General features: G+C 70.9%; 29 protein-coding genes, 2 tRNA genes and 1 pseudogene. 18 read left to right on the top strand and 14 right to left on the bottom strand.

Features of this window, described 5'->3' with window-relative positions; all coding sequences use genetic code 11:
• Position 1: 1 nt before the first annotated feature.
• The 3 genes from GEV10_05705 to GEV10_05715 form a co-directional block, all read right to left on the bottom strand.
• Positions 2-820 carry an ABC transporter permease gene (locus GEV10_05705; protein MQA77965.1) on the bottom strand — a complete coding sequence of 273 codons (819 nt, stop codon included), beginning with the start codon at positions 818-820 and terminating at the stop codon, positions 2-4.
• Positions 817-1827 carry an ATP-binding cassette domain-containing protein gene (locus GEV10_05710; protein MQA77966.1) on the bottom strand — a complete coding sequence of 337 codons (1011 nt, stop codon included), beginning with the start codon at positions 1825-1827 and terminating at the stop codon, positions 817-819. The genes GEV10_05705 and GEV10_05710 overlap by 4 nt, the downstream gene beginning before the upstream one ends.
• A 114-nt stretch (positions 1828-1941) precedes the next feature.
• A complete protein-coding gene (locus GEV10_05715) occupies positions 1942-2412 on the bottom strand; it encodes a winged helix DNA-binding protein (GenBank protein ID MQA77967.1) in 471 nt (156 codons plus the stop codon).
• 74 nt (positions 2413-2486) lie between these two features.
• Between GEV10_05715 and GEV10_05720 the strand changes: the two genes are divergently transcribed.
• The 3 genes from GEV10_05720 (at position 2487) to GEV10_05730 (ending at position 3462) form a co-directional block, all read left to right on the top strand.
• Positions 2487-3092 (top strand): TIGR03086 family protein, encoded by a 606-nt coding sequence (locus GEV10_05720; protein ID MQA77968.1) that lies wholly within the window; start codon positions 2487-2489, stop codon positions 3090-3092.
• Positions 3093-3173: 81 nt separating this feature from the next.
• Complete coding sequence (locus tag GEV10_05725; GenBank protein MQA77969.1) at positions 3174-3281, top strand: SDR family oxidoreductase; 108 nt, start codon at positions 3174-3176, stop codon at positions 3279-3281.
• Between the two features lie 106 nt (positions 3282-3387).
• Positions 3388-3462: transfer RNA gene (locus GEV10_05730), tRNA-Asp, on the top strand.
• 111 nt (positions 3463-3573) lie between these two features.
• On the opposite strand, the gene GEV10_05735 is transcribed toward GEV10_05730, so the two are convergent.
• Complete coding sequence (locus tag GEV10_05735) at positions 3574-4134, bottom strand: GNAT family N-acetyltransferase (protein MQA77970.1); 561 nt, start codon at positions 4132-4134, stop codon at positions 3574-3576.
• 232 nt (positions 4135-4366) lie between these two features.
• Here GEV10_05735 and GEV10_05740 point away from each other — a divergent pair, with 232 nt between their 5' ends.
• The 3 genes from GEV10_05740 to GEV10_05750 are packed head-to-tail and all read left to right on the top strand — an operon-like array spanning position 4367 to position 6436.
• Positions 4367-4756: a glyoxalase gene (locus tag GEV10_05740; GenBank protein ID MQA77971.1), complete on the top strand. Its 390-nt coding sequence runs from the start codon at positions 4367-4369 to the stop codon at positions 4754-4756.
• 37 nt (positions 4757-4793) lie between these two features.
• Positions 4794-5189 (top strand): YciI family protein, encoded by a 396-nt coding sequence (locus tag GEV10_05745; protein MQA77972.1) that lies wholly within the window; start codon positions 4794-4796, stop codon positions 5187-5189.
• Between the two features lie 14 nt (positions 5190-5203).
• On the top strand, positions 5204-6436 hold the full coding sequence (locus tag GEV10_05750) for an RNA polymerase sigma factor (GenBank protein MQA77973.1): 1233 nt from the start codon (positions 5204-5206) through the stop codon (positions 6434-6436).
• Here GEV10_05750 and GEV10_05755 read toward each other — a convergent pair.
• Positions 6433-6972 carry an adenylyl-sulfate kinase gene (locus tag GEV10_05755; GenBank protein MQA77974.1) on the bottom strand — a complete coding sequence of 180 codons (540 nt, stop codon included), beginning with the start codon at positions 6970-6972 and terminating at the stop codon, positions 6433-6435. The genes GEV10_05750 and GEV10_05755 overlap by 4 nt on opposite strands.
• A gap of 44 nt (positions 6973-7016) precedes the next feature.
• Between GEV10_05755 and GEV10_05760 the strand changes: the two genes are divergently transcribed.
• From GEV10_05760 to GEV10_05770, 3 genes are read left to right on the top strand one after another with little or no spacing between them, the layout of a single operon-like run.
• Positions 7017-7619, top strand: a complete 603-nt coding sequence (locus GEV10_05760; protein ID MQA77975.1) for a hypothetical protein — start codon at positions 7017-7019, stop codon at positions 7617-7619.
• On the top strand, positions 7616-8194 hold the full coding sequence (locus tag GEV10_05765; protein MQA77976.1) for a hypothetical protein: 579 nt from the start codon (positions 7616-7618) through the stop codon (positions 8192-8194). Before GEV10_05760 ends, GEV10_05765 begins: the two co-directional genes overlap by 4 nt.
• Complete coding sequence (locus tag GEV10_05770) at positions 8191-8739, top strand: hypothetical protein (GenBank protein MQA77977.1); 549 nt, start codon at positions 8191-8193, stop codon at positions 8737-8739. The genes GEV10_05765 and GEV10_05770 overlap by 4 nt, the downstream gene beginning before the upstream one ends.
• Here GEV10_05770 and GEV10_05775 read toward each other — a convergent pair.
• On the bottom strand, positions 8681-9979 hold the full coding sequence (locus GEV10_05775; GenBank protein MQA77978.1) for a hypothetical protein: 1299 nt from the start codon (positions 9977-9979) through the stop codon (positions 8681-8683). The two genes, GEV10_05770 and GEV10_05775, sit on opposite strands and share 59 nt — an antisense overlap.
• Positions 9980-10037: 58 nt before the next feature.
• Positions 10038-10520, bottom strand: a complete 483-nt coding sequence (locus GEV10_05780; GenBank protein MQA77979.1) for a GNAT family N-acetyltransferase — start codon at positions 10518-10520, stop codon at positions 10038-10040.
• Between the two features lie 30 nt (positions 10521-10550).
• On the opposite strand from GEV10_05780, the gene GEV10_05785 reads away from it, so the two are divergent.
• Positions 10551-10979 (top strand): PPOX class F420-dependent oxidoreductase, encoded by a 429-nt coding sequence (locus GEV10_05785; protein ID MQA77980.1) that lies wholly within the window; start codon positions 10551-10553, stop codon positions 10977-10979.
• Between the two features lie 27 nt (positions 10980-11006).
• Here GEV10_05785 and GEV10_05790 read toward each other — a convergent pair whose 3' ends face one another.
• Genes GEV10_05790 through GEV10_05820 form a run of 7 tightly spaced genes read right to left on the bottom strand, consistent with a single transcriptional unit; the run spans position 11007 to position 16985 of the window.
• Complete coding sequence (locus GEV10_05790) at positions 11007-11672, bottom strand: polyketide cyclase (GenBank protein MQA77981.1); 666 nt, start codon at positions 11670-11672, stop codon at positions 11007-11009.
• Complete coding sequence (locus GEV10_05795) at positions 11669-12058, bottom strand: metalloregulator ArsR/SmtB family transcription factor (GenBank protein MQA77982.1); 390 nt, start codon at positions 12056-12058, stop codon at positions 11669-11671. The genes GEV10_05790 and GEV10_05795 overlap by 4 nt, the downstream gene beginning before the upstream one ends.
• Before the next feature lie 35 nt (positions 12059-12093).
• Positions 12094-13005, bottom strand: coding sequence for a siderophore-interacting protein (locus tag GEV10_05800; protein MQA77983.1), 912 nt, complete (start codon positions 13003-13005; stop codon positions 12094-12096).
• Complete coding sequence (locus tag GEV10_05805; protein MQA77984.1) at positions 13002-13847, bottom strand: ATP-binding cassette domain-containing protein; 846 nt, start codon at positions 13845-13847, stop codon at positions 13002-13004. The genes GEV10_05800 and GEV10_05805 overlap by 4 nt, the downstream gene beginning before the upstream one ends.
• Positions 13848-13856: 9 nt before the next feature.
• The gene (locus tag GEV10_05810) at positions 13857-14930 is read right to left on the bottom strand and encodes an iron chelate uptake ABC transporter family permease subunit (protein ID MQA77985.1); all 1074 of its coding nucleotides are present in this window, start codon (positions 14928-14930) and stop codon (positions 13857-13859) included.
• Positions 14930-15991, bottom strand: coding sequence for an iron chelate uptake ABC transporter family permease subunit (locus tag GEV10_05815; protein ID MQA77986.1), 1062 nt, complete (start codon positions 15989-15991; stop codon positions 14930-14932). The genes GEV10_05810 and GEV10_05815 overlap by 1 nt, the downstream gene beginning before the upstream one ends.
• 10 nt (positions 15992-16001) lie before the next feature.
• On the bottom strand, positions 16002-16985 hold the full coding sequence (locus GEV10_05820) for an ABC transporter substrate-binding protein (GenBank protein ID MQA77987.1): 984 nt from the start codon (positions 16983-16985) through the stop codon (positions 16002-16004).
• Positions 16986-17208: 223 nt separating this feature from the next.
• Here GEV10_05820 and GEV10_05825 point away from each other — a divergent pair, with 223 nt between their 5' ends.
• The 8 genes and pseudogenes from GEV10_05825 to GEV10_05860 all read left to right on the top strand — a co-directional run bounded on the left by GEV10_05825 (position 17209) and on the right by GEV10_05860 (position 23277).
• Positions 17209-17586, top strand: a complete 378-nt coding sequence (locus GEV10_05825; GenBank protein MQA77988.1) for a hypothetical protein — start codon at positions 17209-17211, stop codon at positions 17584-17586.
• A 41-nt stretch (positions 17587-17627) separates the two neighbouring features.
• Positions 17628-18899 (top strand): sigma-70 family RNA polymerase sigma factor, encoded by a 1272-nt coding sequence (locus tag GEV10_05830; protein MQA77989.1) that lies wholly within the window; start codon positions 17628-17630, stop codon positions 18897-18899.
• Positions 18900-18981: 82 nt separating this feature from the next.
• A complete protein-coding gene (locus tag GEV10_05835; GenBank protein MQA77990.1) occupies positions 18982-19740 on the top strand; it encodes a hypothetical protein in 759 nt (252 codons plus the stop codon).
• Positions 19741-19750: 10 nt separating this feature from the next.
• Positions 19751-20680 (top strand): hypothetical protein, encoded by a 930-nt coding sequence (locus tag GEV10_05840; GenBank protein MQA77991.1) that lies wholly within the window; start codon positions 19751-19753, stop codon positions 20678-20680.
• Between the two features lie 152 nt (positions 20681-20832).
• Positions 20833-20906, top strand: a tRNA-Phe gene (locus GEV10_05845).
• Between the two features lie 225 nt (positions 20907-21131).
• Positions 21132-21458, top strand: coding sequence for a metalloregulator ArsR/SmtB family transcription factor (locus GEV10_05850; GenBank protein MQA77992.1), 327 nt, complete (start codon positions 21132-21134; stop codon positions 21456-21458).
• Between the two features lie 17 nt (positions 21459-21475).
• Positions 21476-22426 (top strand): hypothetical protein, encoded by a 951-nt coding sequence (locus GEV10_05855; GenBank protein ID MQA77993.1) that lies wholly within the window; start codon positions 21476-21478, stop codon positions 22424-22426.
• Positions 22423-23277, top strand: a pseudogene (locus GEV10_05860) (methyltransferase domain-containing protein). The gene GEV10_05855 and the pseudogene GEV10_05860 overlap by 4 nt, the downstream one beginning before the upstream one ends.
• Positions 23278-23370 lie beyond the last annotated feature (93 nt).

Here is a 23370-nt window from a genome sequence, read left to right on the forward strand (position 1 = left end):
CCTACAGGTGGCGCTTGTAGCTCCAGACGGACAGCGGGGCGAAGATCGCGATCACCACCACGCTCGCGACCAGCGTCCAGCCCACCTCCGCGGTCAGGTCCGCGTTGTTGGCCAGGTCGCGTGCGGCGGAGACCAGGTGTGAGACCGGGTTGATCCGCACGAACGTGGCCAGCCAACTGGGCAGCGTGTCGACCGGGACGAACGCGTTGGACAGGAACGTCAGCGGGAACAGGATCATCATCGAGATGCCCTGCACGCTCTGGGCGCTGCGGGCGATCGTGCCCACCCAGGTGAACACCCAGGCCAGTGACCACCCGGTGAAGATCGACAGCAGGATCGCGGCGAGCACGCCGAGCGCGCCACCGTCGGGGCGGTAGCCGATGAGAATGCCCATCGCGAAGGTCAGCGTCGCCGCGATCGTGTAGCGGAGCAGGTCGGCGACCATCGGTCCCGCCAGTGGGGCGATCCTGGCCATCGGCAACGACTTGAACCGGTCGAAGACGCCCTTGTCCATGTCCTCGCGCAGCTGCACACCGGTCGCCATGCACGTGGTCAGTACGGTCTGCGCGAGGATGCCCGGGATCATCAGCGGCAGGTAGCTCTTCACGTCACCGGAGATGGCGCCGCCGAAGATGTACGCGAACATCACCGTGAACAGGATCGGCTGCAGGGTCACGTCGAAGAACTGCTCCGGGTTCCGGCGCATCTTCTTGGTGGCCCGCCAGGCCATGCTCATGGTCTGGCTGAGCGTCTCCGCCAGGGTGTTGCGGGGCCGGGTCCGTGCGACCGCGACCTTCGGGTCGAGTGTGACCGTGGTCATCTGGCCACCTCCTGATACGGCTCGTGGGGTGCGTTCTGGTCGTCGACCGAGGCGTCGCGCTGACCGTCGCCACCGGCGTCGTGTCCGGTCAGGGCGAGGAAGACCTCGTCGAGCGTGGGCTTGTCGACGCTCACCGACGTGATGCCGATGCCCGCCTGGCGGAGCCCGATGAGCACGTCGGCCGCCCGGTCGGCGGTGTCGAGCGCGACGTTCATCCGGCCCGACTCGGGAGCGAGCACGGGCTCCTCGCCGAGCAGCCGGCGGACCACGTCGACGGCGAGGCCCTGGTCGGCGCCCTCCGCGAGGCGTAGCTGCAGCGTCGAGTCGCCGACCGAGGTCTTCAGCTCGTCGGGGGTGCCTTCGGCGACCTTGCGGCCCCGGTCGATGACCGCGATCCGGTCGGCGAGCTGGTCCGCCTCGTCGAGGTACTGCGTGGTCAGCAGGACGGTGCAGCCGTCGGCCACCAGGCCACGGATGGTGTCCCACATCTGTCCACGGGTACGCGGGTCGAGACCGGTGGTCGGCTCGTCGAGGAAGATCAGCGGCGGACGGGTGATCAGGCTGGCGGCCAGGTCGAGGCGCCGCCGCATGCCGCCGGAGAACTGCGAGATCCTCTTGTTCGCCGCGTCCTCGAGACCGAACTGGCCGAGCAGTCGCTTCGCCGTCTCCCTGGACCTGCGCGAGCTGATCCCCTGGAGGCGGCCGAACAGCCAGAGGTTCTCGGTGGCGGTCAGGTTCTCGTCGACCGAGGCGTACTGCCCGGTGACACCGAGCAGTTGCCGGATCCGATGCGGCTCGCGACGTACGTCGACGCCGAAGATCTCCGCCTCGCCCTCGTCGATGCCGAGCAGTGTGGCGAGCATCTTCAGCATCGTGGTCTTGCCGGCGCCGTTGGGACCGAGCACGCCGAAGACCTCGCCCTGACGGACGTCGAGGTCGATGCTGTCGACGGCCCGGACGGCACCGAACGCCTTGACCAGACCGTGTGTGCTGACAGCGCTTGTCATGGTGTTGCTCCTTCACGGCCGGGTTCGGGTTGACCGGCCTGACGGAGCAACTCTGCGGGCGGATGGATACACGGCGCCCTCACGCCGGTTTCACTCGTTCATGCGACGGGGCGGTCAGTCGTCCGGGTCGGCGATCTCCTGGTACGGGAGCGCGTGCAACGCCTGCAGGGCGCGCAACAACGCCCGGCGGTCGGCCGCGGGGAGCCGGGCGAGGAGGCGTTCCTCGCGGCGCTGGATCGCCGACTGCACCGAGTCGCGTGTTCGTTGCCCTTCCTGCGTCAATGCGAGGAGGCGGGCGCGCCGGTCGGCGGGGTCGGGGTGACGCTCGATCAGGCCGCGGTCCTGCAGGTCGTCGAGCACGGCGATGATGCGCGTCTTGTCCGCGCCGATGGCCTGGGCGAGTGCGGCCTGGGTGCGGACCGGCTCGGCGTCGAGCCCGAGCAGCACGACATAGCCCCACATGGTCAGGTCGTGGGCGTCGAGCACCGGCTGCTCCGCCGCGGTCAGTGCGCGCCCGAGGGGCACCATCATCGCCGCGAGGTCCGGGCGGCTGGTGTCGCGCCGCGATCGTGACTGCCTGGTCATCGCGGCAATGGTACGCCTTGTCAGATCGTATGCGAATGCTTACGATCTGCTTACGCACATCGACGGGAGTGGTCATGCGGACGGTCGACACGGACGTACGAGAGTTGGACCGGCGCGCGGTGCTGGCGAGCATGGAGATCGTCTCGCTGGTGCAGGTGTCCGACCTCGACCGACCAACGCCGTGCGCGGAGTGGACGCTCGGCGAGCTGCTCGCCCACATGACCGCCCAGCATCACGGCTTCGTCGCGGCGGCGTCGGGCGAGGGCGGCGATCTCGCGCGATGGCAGGTCACGCCCGGCGTCTCGGATCCCGTCTCCGCGTACACGCTCGCCACCGCTCGCGTGGTCTCGGCGTTCGCGGCGGTCGGCGTGCTCGACCGGGACTTCTCGCTGCCGGAGCTGAGCACCCAGCTGACCTTCCCCGGCAGGCAGGCCATCGGCTTCCACTTCCTCGACTACGTCGTGCACGCGTGGGACGTCACGCGGACACTTGACGTACCGCTCGACCTGGACGACGACGTGCTCGCCACCGCACTCGCGATGGCACAGGACGTCCCCGACGGGAACCTGAGACTCCGGCCTGGTGCGGTCTTCGGACCCGGCGTCCCGGTGGCGGTCGACGCGTCGACCCTGGACACGACCGTGGCCATGCTCGGCCGCTCACCGTCCTGGCCGGACTGAGCCGGCGTCACGCGGTGTCTCCGCACTCGTCCGCAGCCTCGCCGTCGACTACGCGCCGGCCGCCTCGGCACGCCGGCCGAGATCGCCCGGGCGGTCGCGTGGCTGCTGTCCGACGAGGCGTCGTACGTCACCGGGTCACACCTGTTCTGCGACGGCGGCCTCACCGTGAAGAGCGCCCACACGTTCTAGACGACCGGGCGCCGCAGCCGCCGCCCGTGGTGTTGTAGAGTGGCGTCGGCCTTCGCGGAGACGAGCACCAGCGTTCGACCGGGGCGCCGTCGCATCATCGCAACATGGTCCTGTGGAGCAGCTAGGAGTGCTCGCCACCCTGTCAAGGTGGAGGCCGCGGGTTCAAATCCCGTCAGGACCGCCCAACGTTCTCGCAGGTCACAGGGCCGCCACCCCGGCAGAGGGTGACGGCCCTTCACTCGTTCCCGGCTCCGGGTCCTCACCGCTGCCGGTACTGGTCGACCGGGCCGGCTCAGGTCTGGAGCACCTCGCGGGCTTCCGGCCACGCGTACCGCAAACATGCGGGTGAGCCGTTGAGTCGAGCCGGAACACCTCCGGGAGGTGGCACGTCGGCGCGCTGGATGCACCTTCCCCCGAGTGCTCGGTAGAAGGACTGGGCTGGCCGGTTCTGCTCCAGGACCCACAGGTAGAACCCCGATCCCGGTGTACGTTCCGCGACCACCTCGGCGCTCAGCCGTAGCAGGCGACCGCCGATGCCACGTCGCTGGAAGCCGTCACTGACGTGGAGGTTGTCGAGCAACGCACCCCAGGTCGGGTGTTCGTCGAGGATCGTGTGAGCAAAGCCGACGACCACATCGTCCTCCTCGGCGAGGAGCGTGTACTGCCTGTCCGAGGGTTCGCGAAGTCGGTCGTTCCAAAGGGCGACGCGATCGTCGATGACGTCACCATCGAGGTACGTATCCGAGTAGGCACCTCGATAATGACGTCGCCAGCTGGCCGCGTGCAGCGCGGCCACCATCGGAGCATCCGGCTCTCGGGCAGGACGGAATCGCATCAGGTCAAGGTGGCGCACTACTGGTCCTCCTCATCGATCCTGGCAGTAGCACCGCGCCGAAGCCGGGTGCCGGACCGTCACAGGGCCAGGTCCCTCAGGTCACTCTGGATGAGTCGGCAGCAGCATAGATCACGGGATCCGTTCAGACTCATCCGGCAGATTCATGGCGAATATCCAGTCGAAGCCGTCGAAGCCGTGGGTCCGGCTCCGACCTCTGCGGTGAAAGCACCCGACGAAGAAGGAGAGATCCATGGGGCATCCTGTCGTGCACTTCGAGATCATCGGGACCGACCCGGCCAAGCTCCGCGGCTACTACGGTGACCTGTTCGGATGGGAGTTCGCCATGGGCGACGCGTCCACCGAAGCGGTCTCCGAGCCCGGCAACTACGGCTTCGTGGACGGGAGCACCCACGGTGAAGGGGGCATCAACGGCGGTGTCGCCGGCGGCAAGGGCTTCGAGGCCCGCGTCCTGTTCTACGTAGGCGTCCCTGACGTCGAGGCCGCACTCCGGAAGGCCGAGAGCCTCGGCGGGACACGCGCGATGGGTCCCGAACCCGCGCAGGCTCGCGCGGGAGACCTCGTCGTGGGGCACTTCACCGATCCCGCGGGCAACGTGATCGGCGTCGCCGCGCTGTCGTAACCGTCGTCGGACCCGAATCGAACCCGAGGAGTGGAAGATGAAGTACCTCGTCATGATCTACAGCAACCCCGAGACCTGGGGGCACCCGATCTTCCTGCGGACCGCGGAGGCTCTGGCGATGTCCGATGAAGAGCGTGCCGAGATGACCAGGCAGTCCGAGGAGCTGTTCGCGGAGATCGCCGGGTCCGGGGAGCTCGTGGCCGGCGAAGCGCTCGCCGACCCGGTCACCGTCAGGACCGCGCGGGTACGCGACGGTGCACCGGTGATCACGGACGGGCCGTACCTCGAGGCCAAGGAGCAGCTGGCCGGGTACTTCGTGGTCGACTGCGAGAGCGCCGAACGGGCGACCGAGATCGCGGCGCGGTTCCCCGACGCGCGGTTCGCCGCGGTGGAGGTGCGCCCGATCATGGACATGTCCGGCCAGGAGATGTGAGCGTCGACACCGGCATGGAGGACCTGCTGCGCCGGCTGGCGCCGCGGGTCCTCGCCGCGGTCGTACGGCGGTACGGGCACTTCGACGCCGCCGAGGACGCGGTGCAGGAGGCGTTGTTGGCCGCGGCGACGCAGTGGCCGGAAGGCGGGACGCCCGACAGCCCGCAGGGATGGCTGATCACGGTAGCCGCGCGCCGGCTGACCGACCTGCTCCGCAGCGAGCAGGCCGGCCGGCGCAGGGAGGAGAAGGTGGCCTCGCTGACCCCGCCGGACGAGCTGCTCTCGCCGGCTGCCGACGTCGGGGGATCGTCGAGCCAGGACGACACGCTGACCCTGCTGTTGTTGTGCTGCCATCCCGGCCTCACCGCGCCGTCCCAGATCGCGCTCACCCTGCGCGCCGTCGGCGGTCTCACCACGGCGCAGATCGCCCGGGCGTTCCTGGTGCCCGAGACGACCATGGGCCAGCGCATCAGCCGCGCCAAGCAGAGCATCAAGGCGGCGGGCGCCCGGTTCCGACCGCCGTCCGAGGACGAGCTGGCGGACCGTCTCGGTGCCGTCCTGCACGTGCTCTACCTGATCTTCAACGAGGGGTACACCGCCACCTCCGGCCCCGACCTGCACCGCGGCGAGCTGAGCGGTGAGGCGATCCGGCTCACCCGGGTCGTCCACGCGCTGCTTCCCGACGACGGCGAGGTTGCCGGACTCCTCGCGCTCATGCTGCTCACCGACGCGCGCCGGCCTGCACGCACGCGGCCCGACGGCAGCCTCGTCCCGCTCGCCGAACAAGACCGCGGCCGGTGGGACAGGGAGTCGATCGACGAAGGCATTGCGCTCATCAGCGAGACCCTGCCCCGGACGGTGCCCGGCCCGTACCAGATCCAGGCGGCCATCGGCGCGGTGCACGCGGAGACACCGCACGCGGAGGACACCGACTGGCCGCAGATCGTCGTGCTGTACCGGCTACTCGAAGAGCTGGCGCCCAACCCCATGGTCACCCTCAACCACGCCGTCGCGGTCGCCATGGTGCACGGCCCGCAGGCCGGCCTCGACCTGCTCGCGCCCCTGGACGACGACGACCGGCTCGCCGGGCACCACCGCCTCCACGCGGTCCGCGCACACCTGCTGGAGATGGCGGGGGACCACCAGCGCGCCCGATCCTGCTACCTCGCGGCCGCACGCCTGACCACCAGCCTCCCCGAGCAGAACTACCTGCAGGCCCGAGCGGCCCGGCTGGCCGAGGACGGTTAGCCGGGTCGCGCCCCGCGGACGGCGTCCCAGCCGGTGAGCGTGATGACCTCTGCCGCGATGTCGGAGACCTGACGTCCGTCGGTCGCGACCCTGTGCACCCACGGTTTCGTCGCCTCGTCGAGCTCGGCGGCCATGAGGTCGCTGCGGTGGACGTGCCAGTCGAGGGTGCTGCCGATCTCCCGCCGACCCAGCCGCTCCCGCGCCGTCGCGTCGCTCGACGTCAGCAGGACGGCGGTCACGCGCGGACGGTCACCCATGACCTCGGTCAGCTCATCGACCACGCGCACGCTCGCGGTGTTGACGTAGATCATCCGCCGGAAGCCGAGCGAGCGGTAGTTGCCCCACATCGCCGCCAGGTTGCGCTCGGCGAGCCCGTGCTCCCGCGTGGGCGGGTACGCCATGTCGAGGTTGTCGCCCTCGATCAGCGCATGCCGCACCTCGCGCGCGCTGAGCTGAGCGTGGATCTCGTACGCGACGGTGGTCTTGCCGACGCCGGAGCGTCCGCCGATGAACAGGGCTTCGCTCCTCGACTCCATTCCGGCAAGTATGGCCGCCGGCCGTCCTCCCTATACTTCCCGGCGTGGCGTACGACAGGGGGGCGGCCAGGCGGAGCCGCCGGCAGCGGCGGCTCGTGGTCACGGCGGCGGTGGTCGCGCCGGTGCTGTACGTCCTGTCGGTCGTCGGGCTGCTCGGCGGGTTCGCGCATGCGCCGTACCGCGCGGCCGATGCCCGCGAATGGGTCGACAGTGGCCAGTTCCGGGTCCGCGTGATCGCCGTGACCTGGTCGGACTCGCCCATCACCAGCCGGGCGGAGCGCGGAGCGCACGAGCTGCAGTTCGACGTCGATATCCACAACACCAGCCGCGAGACCCCCGCCACGCTCGGCACCATCATCGTCCTGAGCTACCGGATGGACGGCCGCGAGGAGAGGCTCGGCGGCTACCGGGTGCTCGACCCCACGGACAGCCAGCGCGTCCAGCCCGGCTTCACCAGGCGAGTCAGGTTCACCGCGAACGTCGAGCCGACCCGGCGCAGCGCGCCGCCGCGTACCGTCGATGTGCTCGTGCTCGGCACCGAACGCACCCTCGGCGACACTCCCGACGACTTCCGGCACGGCAACGATCTGCGCTGGTGGCCCACCAGCAAGGTCGTGGCCACCGTGCCGATGGTCGTACGCACATGACGAGCCCCGCACGCGTCCTGCGTGGTCTGCTCGTCGTCGCGCTGTGCGCCGCGATCGTCGCGCTCGTCCAGATCCGGCCGACCGGCGCGGACAAGGGCGGTCCGCTGACCCGGCACGGCGAGCTCGGCGCACAACTCCGAGGGGAGACGCTGCACGCCCTCGCCCACCGCGACCGCACCGCACGCACCATCGCCGTCGCCGCGGGTGACGAGTACCGCGCGACCGACGGCGTCCTCCTCGTCGTGCCCGTCACCGTCACCGCCGTCGAGCACTCCCTGATCGTCGACGCCGCGCTCCTCACCGCGGACGGGAGCAGGTACCGACCGGTCGAGGTCCCCGACCAGCTCACCGCCGACGTCACCCTCCACCCGGGGATCCCGATGTCGGGAGCCGTGGTCTTCCAGGTGCCACGCGACCGGCTCGCGGGTGCCGCGCTCGTCCTGCTCGAGGCCGCGAACACGCCGGTTCCCGCGCACGAGGAGCTGCGGATCGACCTCGACGTCGACGCGGCAGGCGCACGGCGGATGCTCGCGACCGACGGACCGGCCGAGGTCCCCCAGGTGTCGCCCGCATGAGGTCTCGCCCGAAAGTGGCGCGCTGGGCCCGCCGACACCTGGCGAGTCTCGTCGCCCTGGTCCTCGTCTGCGTCGCGGCCGCGTACCTGGCGGGCACCAGGAACTCCGCGCTCCTCGACCAGTTCGCCGAGTCCGACCCCGTCGACGTCGCGGCCGGTGAGACCACGCGGATCAAGGGCCACGCCGTCCGGCTGACGCATGTGCGGACGGCCGGGTCGCTGCCGACCTATGCCGGTGAACCGGCCGAGCACCCCCGCGGCACGAAGTTCGTCGTCGTGGAGCTCGTCGTGACACCGACGCGGCAGGCCGGGAAGCTCACCCTCGCCGAGACCCGGCTATGCGACGGTGCCGGACGATGCTGGGACGAGGGTTCGCTCGAGGACCTGTCCGACGCCGAGGTCGAGACCGCCGGGTTCGGCGACGGGAAGGGCACACGCCCGTACGTGGTGCGTACGGGCTTCGTCGTCGACGATGGCGCGCGCGACTTCACGGTCGAGGTAGCGGGACTGGGGTTGAACCCTCGGTACTGGCGGTTCGCGACCTGACCCGACGGACGACGAGCGCGTAGCCCGCGGCGAGCAGCGGGAGCCTGAGCACGTCGGTGAGCACGGACTCGCCGAGTCGCTGCCAGGGCGCGATCTCGGCCCAGAACCAGTCGGGGTGCGGGCCGATGCCGTAGCGCGCGAGGGCGGTCCATCCCCAGCCGATGGCGACCGCCACAGCGAGGTAGTAGACGCAGAAGACGAGGAACGGCACCACGCCGGCCCGGAGCGCCGACCTCGTGGCGGTCGCGAACGCGACGTACTTCTCCCTGATACCTCTGGTCGCCAGCCTGGCGACAACTGCGCCGGACCCGCCTGACAGCGTGTCGGCGTCCTCGTCCTCCGCGGATCCTTCGATGTGCTGGTAGACGATGAACGCGATCGCGAGCCACACGAGTGGCTGGACGACACCGTCCTTGAGGTGACCGAGCACGGCTCCGACCACGTCGGCGTACGCCGACACCATGGCGGGCACCAGATCCCCGAACGGCGAAGGCAGTGCGGCCACCACCGCGTCGTACCCGTCCAGGGTCGCGCGCCAGACGACGCGGGTCTGCGCCCAGGTGGCCAGCAGGCGCAGTCCGTGGCCGATCGCGAAGACACCGAGGAACAGGTACACGGCCTCGCACACCGCGGCCACGAGTCCGAGCGCGGGCTTGCCGAACCTCCTCGTGAGGCCCGTCGTCACGACCTTGGCGAGGAAGGCCAGGAGCGCGACGACGAAGAGCCGTACCGCGATACCAGGGACGTCCACCCTGGTGAGGTCGACGGTGAAGTCCTGGCCGAGGAACCGGTAGTACGCCTGGTCGGCGTCGAGCAGGCCCCAGCCGGCGTAGAAGCCGAGGAACGGCGCGACGACGAGTGCCAGCGTGTGCTGGACCCGCCGCGCACGCGCACCGAAGGTGGGCAGGTACTCGACCGGTCGCAACGGCAGGTCCGCACGCATCGAGGAGAGGACGCCGACGATCATGACGAGCGTGGCGAGTGCGGCCAGGCCGAGCAGGCCGAACCCCGCGACCCTCGCCCAGACGTCCGGCGTGGTGTCGTACTCCACGTAGTCGGCGAGGACCTTCGCCCTCGGTCGGCCGAGCGCGATCCAAGCGGCGAAGCGGACGAGAAGTTCGTGCGCGACGTAGCCGCCGACGACCCACGCGACGATCGCGGGCCAGTGCCTGGCCAGCAACCGTGCGGCGTCGACGAGCAGCCGCACCGCCTCGCGAACGTCCTCCCCCAGTGCCGCCACGCCCCGAGGATAGTGATCGGTCGATCGCCGACGCGCGCGTGTCAGCTATCGGCCATCGCTACGGTGCAACGGACTTGCGGAAGAACACGCGCCGGAAGCCGTCCTGCTCGGCGCGATGCGTCTCCTCATACCCACGCCTGAGGTAGTAGCCAAGGTTCTCGGTCATGGCCTCGTTGGTGTAGAGCCGCACCTCGGCGAGTCCCCTCGATCGCGCCTGCTCCTCGGCGAGGTCGAGCAACCGCGCACCGACTCCGCCGCCCTGCTCCGCGGGCAAGACGGCGACGTTGTCGAGCAGGAGGTGGTCCGGCCGCGCGACGAGGACGACGAAGCCGACGAACCTGCCGGCCCGGACCGCGACCCAGGTCTGCCCGTCGCGGACCGCCGCGGCGTAGTCGGCCTCCATGGGCGCGGGTGGACGGCCGATGCGCGCGACGTAGCGCTCATACGCGGCGGCGGCCACCGCTCGCAGGTCGGCGACGTCGTCGTCGTCCGCCGGTCGGACATCGATCACGGGCCTAGCGTACGGCGACGGAGTTGACATCAACGTTGGTTGAGGTACCAGGGTGAGGAGATGACCTTCACCGACATCGAACGCATCTACCTCCGGCGACAGCCGCTGGGACGTCTCGCCAGCCTGAACCCGGACGGCGCGCCCCAGAATCATCCCGTCACCTACTGGTTGAACGGCGACACCGGCACGATCGACATCGGTGGGCCCTGGCTGGGCAGCACGCAGAAGTTCCGCAACGTCTCCGCCGACCCACGCGTGTCCTTCGTCGTCGACGACATGGCCGCACCCGAGGAGAGCGTCGGTCCCGACGGGCAGACCGGGCGCGGCCTGGAGATCCGCGGTCGCGCCGAGGTCTTCGTCGCAGAGCGTCCGCTGATGGACGGGTTCACCCACGAGGTCATCCGCATCCATCCGCGCCGCGTCGTCGCCTGGAACCTCGACGGACCGGGCACGAACGCCCGCGACGTCACCCGCGAGCGGGTCGGCTGAGGCGCCTTCCCGCTCGCGGGATGGTGGTCAGCCGGCCGGCTCGTCTCCTGCTCCGGGCTCCGGGGCGTAGAACGCGAACGTCTGCTCGGCTGCGGCGGCCGCCTCGGCCGCGGACGCGCCGTTCGCCTCGTGCGCGACCCGCCATGCCCGACTGCTGGCGCCGATGAACTCGCGGCCCTCGTCCGTCTCGTGCCAGGTCTCGATGTCGCCCTCGAACTCGTTCCCGGCCATGTGCAGACCGAGACCGAGCAGCATCTGGTCCCAGCCGACGCCGACCGCGCCCGGCCCGAACTGGTCCCACATCTCCGGCGGTGTGACCGCGGCGTGGACGAGCTCGAACGTGGTGGTGCCGCCCTGCCCCTCGGATAGGCGAACCTCGACCTCGCTGACCCCCTCGGTGTCCGGGTCGAAGCCGTAGTTCCAAGTCACCTTGAGCAGGTGCGGAGACTCGCACACCAGGACCTTGCCGCCGGCGTTGCCCTCGATCTGGTAGTGACCGCCGAGGCGGAAATCACCGCTCACCGGCAGGAACCAGCGCTTGAGCCGATCGGCGTCGGTGAGGGCGTCCCAGACGTCCTCGATCGTCGCGTCGAACTGCCTGCGCATCACGACGGCCTTGCCCTCGCCCACGGGCATCGTGCGGTCGTGCAGCTCGCGGTGCATCGCGGTGAGGTGGTCCATGATCTCGCTCACGTGTCCTCCTGCTGGTCGGTCTCCGTGGCGCCCGGATCGTTCCGAGCCGCCTGTCGTCTCTCTCGCCTGCCGCGCGCGAGCTCGGTGGCCAGCGCGTCGAGGTGCTGGTCCCAGAAGACGCGGAACCTGTCCAGCCACATGTCGACCTCCCGCAGCGGCGCGGACTCGACCGCGTACAACCGGCGGGCACCCTCGGCCCGTACGGTCGCGAAGCCGTTGTCCCGCAACACCTTCAGATGCTGGGACACCGCGGGCTGGGAGATGCCGAACTCCTGCTGGACGACCGCGCCGAGCGTGCCCGACGCCTGCTCGCCGTCGGCGAGCAGCTCGAGGATCCGGCGCCTGACCGGATCACCGAGGACGTCGAACGCGTGCATGCCCGTCATCATTCACTCAAGGCTTATATAAGTCAACCCTTAGATCAGTCAGACGAGGCTGCCTCGAGGTCCACCTGCTCCCGCAGGTCGGGGTCCGTGACGTCGGCACCGGCCTCGATCGCCCGCTGGTAGTGCCGAAGAGCGCGGGTATCGACCTCGGTGCTGTCGAGACCCGCCTTCCAGTAGGCGGCCGCGTGCAGGTCGTCACGGGCGACGCCGAGGTCGTCGGTGACGAACCGTCGCAGGTCACGCACGACGCCCGCCTCGGCCGCCAGCCACGCCTGGGTCCTGCCCCCGGGGCGCTCGGCGTCGCGGACGGCCGAAGGGAGCGGCGAACACGGGTCGGCCGGGCCGATCAGCCAGTGCACCGTGACATGCGGCCGCGCGGCGAGGAGGGTGGTGTCCGAGGCGTGCGCGACGGCGAGGTACACGGTCGTGGGGATCTGGGGCGACAGCGTCTCGACGATCGCGGCCAGCGCGGGCAGCGCGCTCGAGTCGCCGACCATCAGGTGCCGCTCGACGCCCGTGCCCGCGTGGAACTCGTGCCGCATGCCGGCAAGGCCGATGACGTCGCCGGGCTCGACGCCACGGACCCAGCGCATGGCGAGCCCGTCCGCGTGGACGGCCACGTCGAAGTCGATCCGCAACCGGACGGGATCGAAGCACCGCACGGTGAACGCCCGCAGGACCGGTCGCCGCGAGCCGTCCGGCCAGAAGGGCAGCCCGTCGTCACCTCGGACCGGGAAGTCGACCGGCCCCCTGCCGTCCGGAGGGAGGAGGAGCTTGAAGGCGTCGGCGGGCCACACGTCCCGGTAGGCGGCGAGCCCTTCGCCTCGCACGCTCACCCGGACGAAGCCGGTCGACACGGCAGAGACCGACTCGACCGTGACCGGGCAGTTGACGGGAAGCGCACTCTCCCTGGTGATCCTGCGGATCTCGGTCCGAATCGTCGTCATGACGCTCCTCGGGTCAGGGCGTCCGTCGTGTCGAGGCTCGTGTCGTCACCGTGATGGCGGCCGATCGGGACGACGAGCGGCGTGTGCGACACCGGATCCGACAGGATCCGCGACCGCATGCCGAACACGTCGGCGACGGTCTCCTCGGTGATGACGTCTCCCGGCACACCCTCCATGACGATCCGGCCACTCTTCATCGCCACGAGATGGTCCGCGTACCTCGCCGCGAGATTGAGGTCGTGGAGCACCAGCACGATCGTCGTGCCGTCGCGCCGGTTCAGGTCGGTGAGCAGGTCGAGCACCTCGATGCCGTGGCTGACGTCGAGGAACGTCGTCGGCTCGTCGAGCAGCAGCAGGTCCGTCTGCTGTGCGAGTGCCATCGCGATCCACACGCGCTGGCGCTGCCCGCCGGAGAGCTCGTCCACCGACCGCGGGGCCAGGTCGAGCGTGTCCGTGGCGACCAGGGCCCGGGCGACGGCCTCGTCGTCCCTGGTGCTGTGACCACGGAGCCAGCCCTGGTGCGCATACCTCCCGCGGCCGACGAGGTCGGAGACCCTGATGCCTTCCGGCGCGGTCGGTGACTGCGGCAGCAGTCCGAGGCGCATGGCGACCGACCTGCTCGACAGCGTGTTGATGTCCTTGCCGTCCAGACACACGACGCCCGAGCGGGGAGCGAGGAGCCGTGCGAGGCCACGCAGGAGCGTCGACTTGCCGCACGCGTTCGCGCCGACGATGCCCGTCATCTTGGCGGGAGGAATCTCCACCGACAGGTCCGTCACGACCTCTCGGCTGCCGTACGCCAGTGACACCGACTGCGCGGACAGGCTGTGCTCGGTGGTCATCGACAGGTCCTAACCAGCTCGTCCGACGCGGTTGGTGACCGCGAGCAGCCACAACAGGTAGGGCGCACCGACGATCGCCGTCACCACACCGACCGGGAAGGTGACGGACGCGAACGCGTGCTGCGCCAAGAAGTCCGCCGCCGTCATCGTCAGCGCGCCGACGAAGGCCGCGGGGACGAGCGCGATCGCTCCGTGACCGACGAGACGTCGTGCGATCGGACCGGCGGTGAAGGCGACGAAGGCGACCGGGCCGACCGCGGCCGTGGCGACGGCGGTGACCGCCACGGCGACGACCAGCACGCCGAGTCGGGAGCGTTCGACGGCGACGCCGATCGCCCGTGCGGTCTCGTCGCCGAGCTGCAACACGTCGAGCCGGCGACTCGCGAGGAACGCGAGCGGTGCGAGCACGGACGCGCTGAGGCCGAGAATCCGCACGGTGGTCCACGTCTTCGCGTTCAAGCTCCCGGTGAGCCAGATCAGGGCGTCCTGCGCGTCGTAGACCTCGGCCCGGGTGAGCCAGAACGACACGACACTGGTCATGACGGCCGCCAGGGCGATGCCGATGAGCACCATGCGGTAGCCGGTGACACCTCCGCGCCAGGCGAGTAGATAGATGGCGATCGCCACACCGAGCGCGCCGACGAACGCCGCGAGCGAGACCGCGTACCCGGACAGTCCGAACGACAGGATCGCGATCACCGCTGCCGCGCTCGCCCCCGCGGTGATGCCGACGATGTCGGGGCTGGCGAGCGGGTTGCGCACGAGTGTCTGGAACATCGCGCCGGAGAGCCCGAACGCCGCACCCGCCAGGACCGCGACGAGCACGCGCGGGAGGCGGAGCCGGTTCACGATGAAGTCGGTGCCACCGTCACCCGCCCCGACCAGCGTGCGCACGACGTCGAGGACGGGGATATGGACGTCGCCGACCGACAGCGAGACGCAGCAGACGGCGAAGCAGACGCCGGCGAGGCCGAGCGTCACCGCGGTGACGCGTGCTCTGCGCTGCAGCCGTGCACGCAGCACGACACCACGCGCCCACCGGTCGACGACGGGACGCCGGGTGCGATCGGTGCTCTCGGTCATCACAGCTCCAGCAGCCGCCGGCGCCGCACCAGCACGATGAACAGCGGGGCACCGACGAAGGCCAGCACGATGCCGACCTGGATCTCGCCGGGACGGGCGACGAGCCGCCCCGCGATGTCGGACGCCAGCAGCAGCAACGGCGCGATCACCGCCGAGTACGGCAGGATCCAGCGGTAGTCGGGCCCGGTGACGAGCCGCGCGGCATGCGGAGCGACGAGTCCGACGAACCAGATCGGACCCGCCAGTGCGGTCGCCGCGCCGCACAGGACGACGGCGACGGCGGCCGCCACGGCGCGCGCCAGCCCCACCCGCTGCCCGACCGCGCGAGCGACGTCGTCACCGAGCGACAGGACGTTCAACGACCGGCCGAGCAGGAGCGCGAGCACGCTGCCGAGTAGGAGGAACGGCGCGAGCTGCGCGACCAGCTCCAGGTGGCGCCCGGCCAGGGCACCCACCGTCCAGAAGCGGAACCGGTCGAACGTCGCCGCGTCGACCAGCAGGACCGCCGTCGTGACCGACGTCAGGGTGGCGGAGACGGCAGCGCCGGCGAGGGCGAGCTTCACCGGCGTCGCTCCGTCCCGGCCGAGCGAGGCGACAGCGTAGACGAGGCCGGCGACCACCGCGGCACCGGCGAACGCGAACCAGACGTAGCCGAACGCGCTGGTGACACCGAGGAAGCCGATGGCGCTCACGACGGCGAGTGCCGCGCCCGCGTTCACGCCCAGCAGCCCCGGGTCGGCGAGCGGGTTGCGGACCACGCCCTGCAGGACGGCACCGGCCAGGCCGAGTGCGACGCCGACCAGCAGCCCCACGAGCATCCTGGGCAGCCGCGAGGTGATGACGACGTCGTGCTCGGTGTTCGCCGGGTCGTGGTGCACGAGTGCCTCGACGACCACGCCGGCGCCGATCCCCCGACCGCCGAGGAAGAGGCTCGCGATCGACGTCGCCAGGAGAGCGACCACGAGGATGACGAGACCGACCGCGAGCACGCTGGACGACGTCCGCGCCCTCGTCCAGCCGGTCACGCCGGTCGGACGCGCGGTGGTCGAGTTCACGCCGATGCCGCCCCGATCACTTCTTCGCCTTCGCGGCCTTTCCGAGGTACGGACGCAGCTCCTTCAGGACGTACGGGATGGACAACGGCGACGGGGTGTTCAACCCGACGACGGTGGCGTAGTCGAGCACCGCCACCGTGCCGGGCAGCTCGTCGAATCCGGGGATGTCGGCGAGGTCGCTCTCGTCCCCGCCGTTGACCAGGAACGGCAGCAGGTCGGCCCGCAACAGGTCGGCCCGCTCCGTGCTGACGTTGACCCGGGCGGTGCGCGCCTTCTTCCCCTCGCGCACCACCGGCGGGTACAGACGCATGCCGAGCTGCTGGAACAGGACGCTGGAGCCATCCTTCTCGTCGGCGACGACGTACATCGCGTCACCGACGATGTACTGGGCCAGCGCGAACGTCTTGCCCTCGAGGCCGGGCATCTCCCGCGCGACGGCCGACACCTTGCGGTCGACGGAGTCGACGACCGCCGTGGCCTTGCTCGGGTCGTCCAGGATCGTGCCCGCCGTGCGGACGAGGTCCTGCCACGGCGTTACCTGCTGTGCGTCGAGCGCGCCGATGGTCGGCGCGATGTCCGCGAGCACGTCGTAGGTCTCCTTGTCGGCGATCGAGAACGTACCGACGATGAGGTCGGGCTCGAGTGCGGCGATCTGCTCGACCGGCACCCCGTCCGTCAACGACAACGCCTTCGCCTTCGCGGGTAGCCGTTGCCACGGCACACCGGACTTCGGCATGAGCGAGTCGCGGGTGTACCCGACCGGGGTCACCCCCATCGCGAGCATCACGTCGGTCCACTGCATGTCCACCGTGACGATCCGCTGCGGAACCGTGTCGAGCTCGGTGCTGCCGAAGCGATGCTTGACCGTCACCGGCGCGTCGCGCGTCGCGGCGCCCGCCGGTGAGTCGGCGTCCGACGCCCCGCACCCGGCGCCGGCGACCACGAGCAGCGAGCCGACGAGAAGGGGAACGGCGCGGCGAAGCATCGAGCGTGGCAGCATAAGGTAAGGCTAACCTAATGGTTTGTGCCGAGATAGGAGATCCGCGCCACAGGTACGGTGACGGCACCTGTCCGGAGCGGCGATCGGGCCGGGACCGGCGCGGCGGTGCGAGGAAATCCGGGAGAACATCGGCGGAGTGTCGATCTCGTTGACCCGTTGTTCGACGCGTCCGTAGAGGCGGCCCGACCGGGCGCCCGATCGACAGCACGGAGGAGACACCACCATGCGATTCATGACACTGGCCAAGGGCCCCGAGGGCGCCATGCCGCCACAGGAGCTGATGGAGGGCATCGCGAAGCTCGGCGAGGAGGCGACGAAGGCGGGCGTACTGCTCGAGACGGGCGGCCTCCACCCGAGTGCGGCCGGCGCGTCCATCCGCGTCGCCGGCGGGAAGATCTCGGTGACCGACGGCCCGTTCACCGAGGCCAAGGAGGTCATCGGCGGCTACGCGGTCTACGACGTCAAGACCAAGGAAGAGGCGGTCGAGTGGGCGACCCGCTTCATGAACCTGCACCTGGAGTGCTGGCCGGGCTGGGAGGGCGAGACCGAGCTCCGTCAGGTCTTCGGCCCGGACGACTTCGGCCCCGGCGGTCCGCAGTAGCACGGCTTGCGCGTGGCGAGCCGGCGGTGTTCTGATCGAGCGTGCCCGCATCCGACGTCCACCGCCAGATCGAGGCGGTGTGGCGGATCGAGTCCGCCAGGATCATCGCCGGCCTCGCCCGCGTCGTCCGCGACGTCGGCCTGGCCGAGGAGCTCGCGCACGACGCGCTCGTCGCCGCGCTCGAACAGTGGCCCGAGTCGGGTGTCCCGGACAACCCGGGCGCCTGGCTCACTGTCACCGCGAGGCGGCGCGCCATCGACCTGTTCCGCAGGAACGAGCGGCTCGCGCGCAAGCAGGAGGAGATCGGACGCGACCTCGAGGTCCACCAGGAACGGGCGCTCGCGGAGTTCGACAGCGCCGTCGCGGACGACGTCGACGACGACGTCCTGCGGTTGATGTTCACCGCGTGCCACCCGGTGCTGTCCACCGAGGCGCGCGTCGCCCTCACCCTGCGCCTGCTCGGCGGGCTCGGCACCGACGAGATCGCCCGCGCGTTCCTCGTCCCGGAGCCGACCGTCGCCCAGCGGATCGTCCGCGCCAAGCGGACCCTCGCCACGAAGAAGGTCCCCTTCGAGGTACCGAGCGGCGACGAGCTCGCACCGCGACTGTCGTCGGTGCTCGAGGTGATCTACCTCGTCTTCAACGAGGGCTACTCCGCCACCGCGGGCGACGACTGGATGCGGCCGAGCCTGTGCCGCGAGGCGCTGCGCCTCGGACGCATCCTCGCCGAGCTGGCGCCGAAGGAGCCCGAGGTCCACGGTCTCGTCGCACTCATGGAGATCCAGGCGTCGAGGTCGGCCGCCCGGCTCGGCCCCGGCGGCGACCCGGTCCCGCTGCTCGAGCAGGACAGGTCACGCTGGGACCGGCTCCTCATCCGTCGCGGACTCGCCGCACTCGTTCGCGGGCAGGCCCTCGGCGGACCGCCGGGCCCGTACCTGCTGCAGGCCACGATCGCCTCGTGCCACACCGGCGCGTTCGCCGAGGACACCGACTGGGCACTCGTCGCGCGGCTCTACGCGGTCCTGGCGACGGTCCTGCCGAGCCCGGTCGTCGAGCTCAACCGCGCGGTCGCCGTCGGCATGACGGACGGACCCACCGCCGGACTCGCGCTCACCGACGACCTCGTGGACGAGCCGTCGCTGCGCGGCTACCACCTGCTGCCGAGCGTCCGTGCCGACTTCCTCGCCAAGCTGGGCAGGGACGACGAGGCGCGCACGGAGTACGAGCGGGCCGCCGGGCTCACCAGGAACACCAGGGAACGCAGCCTGCTCCTCGAACGCGCCGCCGCCCTGCCCGCCACATCGGCGCGGTGACCTCACGCCCGGTGCCCCGACGCGCCTACGGCGCCCGCGCTGCACGTAGTCTTGGCTCCGCCATGACCTCTCGGGAACGTACGTGACGCGACCTCTGCAGCCGGGTGACCCGACCGCCTTCGGGCCGTTCACCGTCGACTCGCGCCTCGCCGACAGCCCTGCCGGCGTCGTGTTCCTCGGGTCGGACGGCGAGGGACGCCGCGCCGCGATCGCCACGCTCTCCGGGCCCGCCGCCGAGGACATGGCGATGCAGCAACGCTTCCGCGAGGTCGCCGACCCCGCCGAGCTCTACGACGGTGGCGAGGGCGTGCGCGTACTCGCCGCCGACCTCGACGGCACGCGGCCATGGGTCGCCACCTCGTACGACGGCGTCACCCCGGGTGCCGAGCGGGTCTTCGAGGAGCTCAGCACCAGCGACGCCACCGCCAGGTACTTCCAGCCGTTCACCCAGTACCCGGCCGAGCCCGGGTACGCACCGCGGGGACGCCCGGGCCTCGGTGCACCACGACGCACATGGTGGTGGTGGGTCGTCGTCGGCCTGGTGCTGCTGGCCCTGACGCTGCTCCTGCTCGTCCTGCTGGCCCAGTGCGGCGGCGACAGCAACCCGAACCCGTCGGGGACGCCATCGGGCACACCGTCGCAGTCGCAGTCCGGCTCGCCGTCGTCCGGCTCGCCGTCGCAGTCGCAGTCCTCGGGCAGCCCGTCGCAGTCGACGTCCGGCAGCCCCAGCCAGTCCGGCAGCGGCAGCCCGACGCCGAGCCCGTCCGGCACCGGCAGCGGCACGCCCGGCACGGGCACCGGCGAGCCCACCGGTGCGCCACTACGCCTCCCGACTCCGTGAGAATGCGTCGATGACAGCCGAGCTGCGACGCCTCACGAGCCGCGTGGTCGCGCCCGCGGAGGGCGGCAACCTCGCCGGTGGCTTCCACACCGAGATCGCCTGGAGCGAACTGCTCGAGCACGTGTCCGGGGTCTCGCGCCTGCAGCTCAGTGGCCTGCTCACCAGGCGCCCGCCCGCGCTCCTGCCGTACGAGGCGACCGGTGCCGACGTCGCGACCGTCCTCGCCGGCTACCGCGACGACGTCGTCGGCGGCACCGGGCTGGGCTCGTCGACCGACGTCGCCGGCAGGTTCGACGCCGCACTCGACGAGCTGCGCGGCCTCGGCCGCCTCGCAGACGCCGACGAGACGGAGCCCGTCGCCGTCACCCACGCGACCCCCGTCGACGACGAGGACCCGCGGGCGCGACACGACCGGCTCACCCAGGTCGCCAGCGTCCTCGCCGCCGCGACGACCAAGGCCGCGAACGCCACCACGGCGGTCACACGGGAACGCGAGGTCCCGGAGAGCAGCTGGCGCCCGTACCAGCCCTCGGCCCCGGAGGAGCGGGCCCAGCGGAAGAGGCGTCGCGCCCTCAGGGCGCGCGCAACCGAACCGGCGAAACGGCACTACGTCCGCAGCATCGCGCTCGCCCTGGTCGCGTACGGGTTGTGCCGGTCCGGCTTCCCCGACGTCGAAGGACCGGCCAATCTGGTCATGCCCAGCGTCGTCTTCTGCGCCGCGGTGATCCTGACGGCCGTCCCCGCCATCCCGCGTGCGATGCGCATCGTCGTCGGTGTCATGCCGGGCGTGCTGCTGGTCGGCTTCGGCACCCACGCCGCCATCGACCTGCCGCTCGCCGTACGCTTCGCCGCGTTCGTCGCCGGCCTCGTCACGACGACGGTCTACATCACCGTCGCCGGCCAGCTGCCGCTCGGCACGCCCAAACCCACGGGTGACTGACGCGGAAACCGGCCCTCCGCCTCTCGGAGTACGGCAAGCGCCGCTTCACCCAGACCCGACCACCAGCCCCCAGCGCGTGACCGGAATCATCGGTTAGACTGCCCGGGCGGTCGACGCGGTCATGGGTTTCCACGACTGACGGGGCCGCACCAGGGCAGGTAGCTCAGTTGGTACGAGCGTTCGCCTGAAAAGCGAGAGGTCGGCGGTTCGACCCCGCCCCTGCCCACGGGGTGGCCACCCCTGTTCGGTGGTCCCTTCGGGTCCTACCTTCCCCGTTCCCGCGATATACCCCGGGGGGCCGAGCCCCCCGGACCCCCCACGTTCCCGGCTTCCTCTGGAATGCCTCCTGGTTGGGGGCTTCGGTCCTTCGTCCCTCGCTCTCCCCCGCGCCGGTCATCGCGGTCTCGTCGTTTGCTGTTGACTTACATTCCTGACTGGTTATATTACTGTTGTGGCACGTACGTTCGAGGTACTGGCGGATCCGCGGCGGCGGGAGATCCTTGATCTGCTGCGGGGCGGGGAGCTGTCGGTGGGGGAGCTGGTCTCGCGGCTCGCCATTACGCAGCCGGGGGTGTCCAAGCATCTGCGGGTGTTGCGGGAGGTCGGGCTGGTCGCGGTGCGGCAGGACGCGCAGCGGCGGTGGTACCGGTTGCGTCCCGAACCGCTCGTGGAGGTCGACGCGTGGCTCGCTCCTTACCGGGAGCTGTGGAACGACAGTCTCGACGCGCTCGAACGCCACCTCGACACCATGGACGAAACGACGAAGGAGCTCCCGTGAACAGCGCACTCGGCACCATGCGGGTCGTGGACGGCCGACCGGTCCTGCGGTTCGAACGCCGGCTCGCCCATCCGCCTGAGAAGGTCTGGCGGGCCGTGACAGATCCGGACGAGATGGCGCACTGGTTCCCCGCGCGGATCGACACCGACCTGCACGTCGGCGCCTCCATGCGGTTCCGGTTCGACGACGGTCCGCTCGACGAGTCGGCGGCGCTGAGCGGCGAGATCGTGGAGCTCGACCCGCCGAAGGTGTACGTGTTCCGCTGGGAGGACTCGACGCTGCGATTCGAGCTCGTCCCCGACGGCGCGGGCTGCCGGCTCGTGTTCACCCACACGCTCGCCGGCACCGGCGCGCACGGCGACCTCGCGTCCGCCCCCCGCAACGCGACGGGTTGGCACCTGTGCCTCGACCAGCTCGCGGCGACACTCGACGGACGCGACGCACCTCCGCCCGACGACTGGTTCCTGCCGCTCGCCGAGCGCTACGTCGAGGAGTTCGGCGCCGGCGACGGCACGATCACGGCGGAGCCCGACGGCTGGCGGGTCAGGTTCGAGCGCGACCTCGTGCATCCGGCCGACACGGTGTGGGCGACGCTCACCGCGACCGACGACGGCCCGCCCGCGGTGAGTCAGGCGCCTCCGGTGCAATGCACCCACGGCTACGTCGACACCGGTGTCGTCACGGTCGCCGAGCCGCCACGTGTGCTGGCGTACACCTGGCTCCACGACGGCGCAGTCGCCGGCGAGGTGCGCCTGGAGGTCCACGGCGACGAGCAGGTCGGCACCCGACTCGTCGTCACCCACACGATCCCCACGCGCCTCGCCGACCTGCGCGCGACGGTGCTCGCCGCGTGGCACACGCACCTCGAGCTGTTCTACGCGGCGCTGGAGGGCGACGTGCGGTGCCCGTGGCCGGCCGACCGCACCGAGCACCTCCGCCGGGGCTACGCGGCAGGGCTCCCCTCGTGACGGCACCCGGGCCTGACGCCACCGCGATCACCGACGAGCAGCGCGTCAACTGGAACGAGGCCAGCGCCGGATGGGCGGCGGTGCAGGACGACTTCGAACGCGGCGCGGGCACGGTCACGACGCTGCTCTTCGAGCTCGCCGGCCTGCACGCCGGTCAGCGCGTCATCGACGTCGCCACCGGGCACGGCGAGCCGGCGTTGAGCGCGGCCAGCATCGTGGGGCCGTCCGGTCACGTGCTGGGCGTCGACGTCGCCGGGAGGATGCTCGACATCGCGAGGCGCCGAGCCGACGGCCTCGACAACGTCTCCTTCCGCGAGATCGACCTCGCCTCGCTCGACCGCCTCGACCAGCGCTTCGACGTCGTGCTCTCGCGGTTCGGCTTGATGTTCGCGACCGACCACGCCTCGTTGTTCCGCGCCCTTCTCGGCCTGCTCGTCCCCGGTGGAACGCTGGCGGCCGCCGTGTGGGGGCCGCAGGAGACGCACCTGATGTCCACCGGCCCGGCCGCGTTGACCGAGCGGTTGTCACTGCCACCGCCGCCCGCCGGCGTACCGACGCCGTTCAGCATGTCCGCCGCCGCGACACTCGCCGACGAGCTCGGCGCGGCAGGCTTCACCGACGTGTCCGTCACCGAGCACGTCGTGCCGTACCTGTTCGACAGCGTCGAAGCGTACGTTCGGTTCAACCTGCACGCCCTGCCGCCGCAGATGGTGCGCACCGCGCGCGAGCGGCTCGGGGCGGACGACACCGAGATCGCGCGGACGATCGGCACCGCGGTCGCGTCGCACGTCCAGGCGGACGGCACGCTGTCGCTGCCGTCCATCGCACTCGTGCTCCGCGCCACCGCTCCCGCCCACCGGCTCGCGACGACGCACACGACCGACGACGGACGGCTCGCGCTGCGCTTCGAACGTCAGCTCGCCCACGCACCCGGCAAGGTGTGG

Source organism: Streptosporangiales bacterium (assembly GCA_009379955.1).
GTDB lineage: Bacteria > Actinomycetota > Actinomycetes > Streptosporangiales > WHST01 > WHST01.